Origin of the sequence: Tardiphaga sp., assembly GCF_044336785.1 — a bacterium.
Classification (GTDB): Bacteria; Pseudomonadota; Alphaproteobacteria; order Rhizobiales; family Xanthobacteraceae; genus Tardiphaga.
The window spans coordinates 1-8,463 of the sequence record NZ_JBIIOT010000148.1 but is presented as its reverse complement, the minus strand read 5'-3'; the positions used below and the strand labels follow the sequence as shown (position 1 = coordinate 8,463).

The window sequence follows — 8,463 nt, the reverse complement described above, 5'->3', positions numbered from 1 at the left end:
CCGCCGCGAAGACGCGGCGACCTCTCCCCGGCGGGGAGAGGTGAACAGAGCGCCATCGCATCGGTCTCGTTCTCATCAATACGACTTCGGCAGCCCCAGCGCCTTCTCGGCAATAAAGCTCAAGATCAATTCACGGCTCACCGGTGCAATCCGCGGGATCAGCGATTCCCGCAAATATCGCTCCACATGATATTCCTTGGCATAGCCAAACCCGCCATGGGTCATCACCGCCTGCTCGCAGGCATGATAGCCCGCCTCGCCCGCCAGGTATTTTGCGGAATTCGCAGCCGGACCACACGGCATGTTGTTGTCGTATTGCCAGCCGGCCGACAGCACCATCAGCCATGCCGCCTCCAGCTCCATCCAGTTCTTCGCGAGCGGATGCTGGATCGCCTGGTTCTGGCCGATCGGGCGATTGAAGACCTTGCGCTCCTTGGCATAGGCCGCCGCCCGCTTCAGCGCGACCTTGCCGAGCCCGACCGCTTCCGCCGCGATCAGGATGCGCTCCGGGTTCATACCGTGCAAAATATACTCGAAGCCACGCCCCTCCTCGCCGATGCGATCCTCCACCGGGATCTCGAAATCAGCGAAGAACAGCTCGTTGGAATCGACGCATTTGCGACCAAGCTTCTCGATCTCATGCACCGTGATCTTTGAACGATCAAAGTCGGTGTAGAACAGGCTGAGCCCATGGGTCGGGCTCTTCACCTCGTCCAGCGGCGTGGTGCGCGCCAGCAGCAGGATCTTTTCGGCGACCTGCGCCGTGGAGATCCACACCTTCTGGCCGTTGACGATGTAGCGATCGCCCTTGCGCACGGCGCGGGTCTTGAGCTGGGTCGTATTGAGCCCCGTATTCGGCTCGGTCACCGCGAAGCACGATTTTTCCGTGCCGGCGACGATCGGCGGCAGCATGCGCTGGCACTGTTCCGGCGTACCGAACACCACCACCGGATTAAGCCCGAACACATTCATATGCACGGCTGATGCGCCCGACATGCCGGCGCCGGATTCCGAGATCGCACGCATCATGATCGCGGCATCGGTGATGCCGAGACCGGAGCCGCCATATTCCTCGGGGATGCAGATGCCGAGATAGCCGGCATCGGCAATCGCCTTGTGGAACTCGATCGGAAAACCGCCCTCCTTGTCCTTCTTCAGCCAATAGGCATCGTCGAAACGCGAACAGATCTTGTCGATCGTATCGCGGATGGACTCCTGATTGTCATTGAGGGCGAAATCCATGCGTCAGAGCTCCGACGTATCGGGCATGGCGGCCTGCTTCAGCACGCCGTCCTTGTGCAATTTCTCGATCTGCTCGGGCGTATAGCCGACCTCGGCCAGCACTTCGGCATTCTGCTCGCCGAGATGCGAGGCGAGGCGCGACAGGTCCACCGGTGTCTTCGACCAGGTCGCGGCGACCTTCATGTTACGCACCGCACCTTCGGTCGGATGCTCGACCTGCTGGAAGAAATCCGTCGCCAGCATATGCGGATCCTGCATCATGCTTTCCAGCGTATGCATCGGCGTCGATGGCACGTCGGCCTCGTCCAGCAACTTCGCCCATTCCGCCGTCGTCCTCGTCTTGAAGATGCGCGACAGTTCGGCATTCACCGTATCGATATGCTGGATGCGCTGCGGGAACGTGGCGAAGCGCGGATCGTCGAACAACTCCTCGCGGCCCACATGCTTGAGAAAGCTCTTCCACTGCTTGTCGTTATAGACCATGGCGCAGATATAGCCGTCCGAGGTCTGGTACGGCCGGCGGTCCGGCGACAGGTGACGGCCATAACCGCCCTTGTCGAGCGGCGGATCATAAGTGAGGCCGCCCATATGGTCGCCCATCATGAAGCCCGCCATGGTCTCGAACATCGGAATATCGACGCGCTGACCCTCACCGGTGCGGTCACGATGCACGATGCTGGCGAGGATCGCGCCAAGCGCATTGAGGCCGACGATGCGATCGACCAGCGCATTCGGCACATAACGCGGCACGCCGTCCGGGCTGATCCGCGCGTTCAAGGCGGCAAGCGCAGTGGCGCCCTGGATCAGATCGTCATAAGCGGGCTTTGCAGCATAGGGGCCGGCCTGGCTGAAGCCGAACACGCCGGCATAGATCAGGCGCGGATTGATCTTGGACACCACGTCATAGCCGAGATTGAGCCGGACCATCGCCGCCGGGCGGACATTGTAGACCAGCACATCGGCACTCGCGACCAGCTTCAGCAGCGCCTCGCGACCCTCGTCCTTTTTCAGGTCGATACAGACGCAGCGCTTGTTGCGATTGGTATTGAGGAAAATCGGTCCCATGCCGGGATTGCGCATCGGCCCGATCGCGCGGACCACGTCACCATCGGGGGACTCCACCTTGATGACATCGGCGCCATAGTCGCCCAGCGTCTGGGTGCAATAAGGCCCCATCATCACCGAGGTCATGTCGATGATCTTGATCCCGTGAAGTGGTCCCGCCAAAGCCGTTTGCTCCCGAAAAGCGTGTGATTGGCTTTCGTCTTAGCGGCAGCGGCTTTGCAGGCGCAAGGGCGCTGGGCGCGGAGCCTTATGCGCGGGAGGATGATGCCCCTCACTGTCATCGCCCGGCTCGACCGGGCGATCCAGTAAACTCACCAACTTCGGCGTGTACTGGGTCACCCGGTCAAGCCGGGTGACGACAAGGAGAGCTACTTCTTCATCATCTCCCGCAGCTCGGTCTTCAGCACCTTGCCGTAATTGTTCTTCGGCAGCGCATCCAGATAGACATAGCGCTTGGGCCGCTTGAAGCGGGCGATATTGGCGAGACAATGCGCATCCAGCGCCGCGTCATCCGCGGCCACGCCCGGCTCCAGCACCACGCAGGCGACCACCACCTCGCCCCAATCGGGTTCGGCGACGCCGATGGCCGAGACTTCCCGCACGGCGGGATGCGTCAGCAGTGCCTCCTCCACCTCGCGCGGATAGATATTCGTGCCACCGGAGATGATGACGTCCTTGGAGCGGTCCGACAGCGTGAGGAAACCATCCGCATCCAGCCGGCCGACATCGCCGGTGCGGAGCCAGCCGTCCTTCAGCGTCTCGCTATTGGCCTTGTCATTATTCCAGTAGCCCAGCATGACCGCCGGCCCCCTGGCCTCGACCTCACCGGTCTCGCCGGTGGGAAGCGGCCTGCCATCGGCATCGGTGATCCGCACCGACATCACGCTCTGCGCCGGACCGACCGAGGCGAGCCGCTCCAGATAGCACGGGTGATCGACATCCGCATGAAACGCGCGCGGCAGCGAGGTGATCGTCATCGGCGACTCGCCTTGCCCGTAGATCTGCACGAAGCGCTGGCCCATGGTGTTGATGGCATCGCGGATATCGGCGAGATACATCGGCCCGCCGCCATAGACGATGGTGCGGATACCCTCGCCGGCTTCGCCGCGCTTCTTCGCGGCATCGACGAGACGGCGCACCATGGTTGGCGCCGCAAACATCGCGACATCGCCAAGCACCTTGCCGAGATCGAGCACTTCATCGGGGTCAAAGCCCTGGCTCTCGGGCACGACGTGGCGCGCGGCCATGCGGACATGGATGAAATTATACAGGCCGGCGCCATGCGAGATCGGCGCGGCATAAAGGATCGCATCGCGCTGATGCACCTGGTCGACATCGGCGAGATAGCACATGGACATCGCGACGAGATTGCCATGGCTGAGCATCACGCCCTTCGGCCGGCCGGTCGTGCCCGAGGTGTAGAACAGCCAGGCGAGATCGTGGTCCTCGCGCGCCAGCGGTACCATCGAGGCCGGCTCGCCATGCTGCAGGTCGTGAAATGTCTCGCTCTCTACCGACAGCATCTGCATCGCTGTCGGCAGGTCTTCTTTCACCGCAACAAGCGCATCGTGGCTGTCACCATCGACGAGCGCAAGCCGCGCGCCGGCATTGTCGCAGATCCACGCGGCCTCGCGACCATGCAGCTTGGCATTGATGGGGATGACGACGCCGCCAATCCACCACACCGCATACATGCATTCGAGATATTGCGTGCAGTTCGATGCGAACAACGCGACACGATCGCCGGGCGCTATGCTGTAGTCACGCATCAGTCCCGCACCGATGGCCGCGGCGCGGAGCGCGAAGGTGGCGTAGTCAGCCTGCACCGTGGTGCCACTCAGCAGCGCCGGCGCCTGCGGATGCAGACGCGCCGACGCCGCGAGCCATTGGGCGATATTCATGGCGACTTACTTCGCCGGCTCCAGGATCGAGACGTAATTCGCCACCGCAGCACCGCCCATATTGAAGATGCCGGCAAGCTTTGCGTTCTTGATCTGCATGCCCTCGGGCGCCTGCCCCAGCAGCTGCATCGCGCTCAGCACATGCATGGAGACGCCGGTGGCGCCGATCGGATGGCCCTTGGCCTTGAGGCCGCCGGACGGATTGACCGGCAGCTTGCCATCCTTCTGCACCCAGCCTTCCTTGATGGCGCGGGCACCCTGCCCGCGCGGGGTCAGGCCCATCGCTTCATATTCGATCAGTTCGGCCACGGTGAAACAGTCATGGGTCTCGACGAAGGAGAGATCGCCGAGCTCGACGCCTGCGGTCTTGAGCGCCTTCTGCCATGCCACGGTGCAGCCCTCGAATTCGAGGATGTCGCGCTTGGACATCGGCAGGAAATCCTGCGCATGGCCGGTGGCTTTGATGTTCACAGCCTTGCCCATGGTCTTGGCCGTCTCGCTGTCGGTCAGCACCAGCGCCGCGGCGCCATCCGACACCAGCGAGCAATCGGTACGCTTCAGCGGTCCTGCGACGAACGGGTTCTTCTCGCTCTCGGAGCGGCAGAATTCGAAGCCAAAATCCTTGCGCATCTGCGCATAGGGATTGTGCACGCCATTGGCGTGGTTCTTGGCGGCGATCAGCGCCAGCGCATCGGACTGGTCGCCATATTTCTGGAAGTATTTTTGCGCGATGCCGCCGAACACGCCGGCAAAGCCCGCGGGGGTCTCGCCGTCTTCCGGCAGATAGGAGGCGCGCAGCAGGTTCTTGCCGATCTCCGGCCCCGGCGTTTTGGTCATCTGCTCGACGCCGACCACCAGCACGATCTTCGCCGTGCCGGCGGCGATCGACTTGATCCCCGCATGTACGGCAGCGGAGCCAGTGGCACAGGCATTCTCGACGCGGGTGGCGGGCTTAAAGCGCAAGGCCGGATCGGCCTGCAGCACCAGCGAGGCCGTGAAATCCTGCGGCGAGAAGCCGGCATTGAAATGGCCGAGCACGATTTCATCGACATCCGATGCGCTGATGCCGGCATCGGCCATGGCCTCGGTGGCGACGCGGACCACCATGCTCTCGACGGTCTCGGCGTCGAACTTTCCGAAGGGCATATGCGCCCATCCAACGATGCTGGCAGTCATGGTCGTTCTCCCGATGTGGTCCGATTTGCGGTTGGGGAGAATATAGACCGGTGCGAGGTGGAATCCACCCCGGTGCGATGACATGACGGACCTGCATGAAGCCCGCCACACGCCGTCCCTCATGGTGAGGAGGCGCGCAGCGCCGTCTCGAACCATGAGATGACCGGGCTGGGGGCCTGCGGCCATCCTTCGAGACGCCGCTACGCGGCTCCTCAGGATGAGGGACTGCGTTTGCAGGAGAGCGCCGCTCAGTCCACAAACTTCCCGCCGAGTTCATCCTCGATATGGATCCGGATGATGTCGTCGAACGTCTTCTCCGCCGTGGTGAAGCCGAGTTTCAGCGCACGTGCCGTATCGAAATCGCGCGGCCAGCCGGAGACGATGCCGGTGATGACCGGATCAGTCTCGCGCTTGATGCGGGCGACGACATTCTTGCCTGCCACGCGATCCAGCGCCGCGATCTGCTCGCCCACGGTGACGGACATGCCGGGCATCGAGAGATTGCGCCGCGGGCCCATGGCTTCAAGATCCATGCTACCGGCATGAACCAGGAACCCGGTCGCCGAGCGCGGCGACGCCACCCAGTGGCGAACGTCTTCGGACACCGGCAGGATCGCCTCCTTACCGGCCAGCGGTTCGCGCAGGATATTGGAGAAGAAGCCGGAGGCTGCCTTGTTGGGCGCGCCCGGACGCACGCAGATGGTCGGCAGGCGAATGCCGATGCCATTGAGCAGGCCCTTGCGGGTGTAGTCGGCGATCAGCATCTCGCAGATCGACTTCTGGGTGCCGTAGGAGGTCAGCGGCGTATGGATGAATTCGTCGCCGATCTTGTCGGGGAACGGTGCGCCGAACACGGCAATGGACGAGGTGAATACCAGACGCGGCTTGTAGCCGTCACCGACGGCGCGGATGGCGTCGATGAGAAAGCGCGTGCCGTCGAGATTGATGCGATAGCCCTTGTCGAAATCCGCCTCCGCCTCGCCCGACACGATGGCGGCGAGATGGAAGATGACGTCGGGCTTGCCTGCGACCAGCGCCGGCGCGCTCTTGGGATCGGAGAAATCGGAGGTGACGGTTTCGGTCGGGATGGCGGTCGCGGGCTTGGCCGGCGCGACCACGTCCTGCAGCGTCAGGCGGGTGATGTCTGTGTTGCCGAGGCGGCCATCGGCCACGAGCTTGTCGGTGAGCTTGCGGCCGACCATGCCGGCGGCGCCGAGAATGAGGATGTGCAAGGGATGTTTCCTTTTCTTGATTGATGATGCGCCGACGGCCTCTCGGCTGTCGTCCCCGCGAAGGCGGAGACCCATACCCTCAGAGCCAGCGAATGATACAAAGGCCTCTGCTACCCAGCTTCAGCCGAGAGGACGGAGGCTATGGGTCCCCGCCTTCGCGGGGACGACACCGGGTTATTCCTTCACCGCGCCCGTCATCGCCGACACATAGTGCTCCACGAAGAATGCATACAGGATCACCAGCGGCAGCGAGCCGACCAGCGCGCCGGCCATCAGCGATCCCCATTTGTAGATATCACCATCGACGAATTCATTGACGATGGCCACCGGCACGGTCTTGTTCTGCGTCGACTGCAAAAACGTCAGCGCATAGATGAACTCGTTCCAGCACAGCGTGAAGGAGAAAATGAAAGCCGAGATCAGGCCGGGCACCGCCAGCGGAATGATGATCTTGATCAGGATCTGCCAGCGCGAGGCGCCATCGATCAGGGCGCACTCTTCCAGCTCGAACGGGATGGTCTTGAAATAGCCCATCAAGAGCCAGGTGGAGAACGGGATCAAGAGCGTCGGATAGACCAGGATCAGCGACAGCGGCGAGTCGAACAGGCCATAGGCCTGGATGACCGAGGCCAACGGGATGAACAGGATCGACGGCGGCACCAGATAGGCCATGAAGATCAGCGCGCCCACCGTTTCGGCGCCGCGGAAGCGCAGCCGCACGATAGCGTATGCAGCCAGCACACTGGCGACGATGGACAGGAACGTCGCCGCCGCTGCCACATACATCGTGTTCCAGAGCCACTGCGGATAGTTGGTCTCGAACAGCAGTTTCTGGATGTGTTTAAAGGTCGGCTTGATCACCCAGAACGGGTTGAACCGCTCCATGTCGATCAGCTGCTCGTCGGGTTTGATCGAGGTGAGCGCCATCCAGTAGAACGGGAACAGCAGGATCACCACGATGATGAACAGCGGAATATAGAGCGTGACGATGCGCTGGGGCAGCGACTCCAGATAGGCCATACCCTCGGTGGAGTCATCCTTGTCCAGCTTCAGCGGCGCGGTGCGCGCGGTGTCGGCGACGGCTTCAGTCATTGTCAGTACCTTGCTGCCACTTGCGGCGTTGCATGCCGAACCAGGAAATGGCGATGGCTGCCAGAAGGAACGGGATCATGGCGGTGGCGATCGCGGCGCCCTCGCCGAGACGGCCCGAGAGAATGCCGCGCTGATAGCTCAGCGTCGCCATCAGATGCGTCGCGTTCACCGGACCGCCGCGGGTCAGTGCCCAGATCAGCTGGAAGTCGGTGAAGGTGAACAGCACCGAGAAGGTCATCACGACCGCGATGATCGGTGTCAGCAGCGGATAGGTGATGAAGCGGAAGCGCTGCCAGGATGTCGCGCCATCCAGCACCGCCGCTTCATAGAGCGAGGGCGACACCGTCTGCAGGCCGGCCAGCAGCGTGATGGCGACGAAGGGCACGCCGCGCCAGATATTGGCGAAGATCACACTGGCGCGGGCCCATGTGCTGTCGCCGAGGAAGTTGATGTTGCTGTCGATGATGCCCATCTTGATCAGCGACCACGAGATGATCGAAAACTGCGAGTCGTAGATCCACCAGAAGGCGATGGCGGACAGCACCGTGGGCACGATGAACGGGATCAGCACTGCGGCGCGGATCAGCGCCTTGAACGGCATATGGCGGTTGAGCAGCAGCGCGAGATAGAGGCCGACGGCGAATTTGATGGCGGACGCCACGATCGTATAGAGCAGCGTGTTGAACACCGAGAGCCAGAAGATCGAGTCGTCCTTCAGCCACTCGTAATTCTCGAGGCCGACAAAGACGCCACCG

General features: G+C 62.5%; 7 protein-coding genes. All 7 read right to left on the bottom strand.

Features of this window, described 5'->3' with window-relative positions; genetic code table 11:
* Positions 1-75: 75 nt before the first annotated feature.
* Positions 76-1,242, bottom strand: a complete 1,167-nt coding sequence (locus ACIQ2A_RS24575; RefSeq protein ID WP_398484431.1) for an acyl-CoA dehydrogenase family protein — start codon at positions 1,240-1,242, stop codon at positions 76-78.
* Between the two features lie 3 nt (positions 1,243-1,245).
* Positions 1,246-2,469 (bottom strand): CaiB/BaiF CoA transferase family protein, encoded by a 1,224-nt coding sequence (locus tag ACIQ2A_RS24570; protein ID WP_398484429.1) that lies wholly within the window; start codon positions 2,467-2,469, stop codon positions 1,246-1,248.
* 206 nt (positions 2,470-2,675) lie between these two features.
* On the bottom strand, positions 2,676-4,208 hold the full coding sequence (locus tag ACIQ2A_RS24565; protein WP_398484427.1) for a class I adenylate-forming enzyme family protein: 1,533 nt from the start codon (positions 4,206-4,208) through the stop codon (positions 2,676-2,678).
* 6 nt (positions 4,209-4,214) lie between these two features.
* Complete coding sequence (locus ACIQ2A_RS24560; RefSeq protein WP_398484424.1) at positions 4,215-5,384, bottom strand: acetyl-CoA acetyltransferase; 1,170 nt, start codon at positions 5,382-5,384, stop codon at positions 4,215-4,217.
* A 248-nt stretch (positions 5,385-5,632) separates the two neighbouring features.
* Positions 5,633-6,616, bottom strand: coding sequence for a D-erythronate dehydrogenase (denD, locus tag ACIQ2A_RS24555; protein ID WP_398484422.1), 984 nt, complete (start codon positions 6,614-6,616; stop codon positions 5,633-5,635).
* Positions 6,617-6,790: 174 nt separating this feature from the next.
* Positions 6,791-7,708 (bottom strand): carbohydrate ABC transporter permease, encoded by a 918-nt coding sequence (locus ACIQ2A_RS24550; RefSeq protein WP_398484420.1) that lies wholly within the window; start codon positions 7,706-7,708, stop codon positions 6,791-6,793.
* Positions 7,701-8,463, bottom strand: a 763-nt coding sequence (locus ACIQ2A_RS24545) for a carbohydrate ABC transporter permease (protein WP_398484418.1), incomplete at its 5' end; no start/stop codon positions are given. The genes ACIQ2A_RS24550 and ACIQ2A_RS24545, both read right to left, overlap by 8 nt.

Excerpts from the sequence above, each read along its gene's own strand:
- ACIQ2A_RS24575 (WP_398484431.1), bottom strand. The coding sequence starts at position 1,242 with ATGGATTTCGCCCTCAATGACAATCAGGAGTCCATCCGCGATACGATC.
- ACIQ2A_RS24565 (WP_398484427.1), bottom strand. The coding sequence starts at position 4,208 with ATGAATATCGCCCAATGGCTCGCGGCGTCGGCGCGTCTGCATCCGCAG.
- ACIQ2A_RS24560 (WP_398484424.1), bottom strand. The coding sequence starts at position 5,384 with ATGACTGCCAGCATCGTTGGATGGGCGCATATGCCCTTCGGAAAGTTC.
- ACIQ2A_RS24550 (WP_398484420.1), bottom strand. The coding sequence starts at position 7,708 with ATGACTGAAGCCGTCGCCGACACCGCGCGCACCGCGCCGCTGAAGCTG.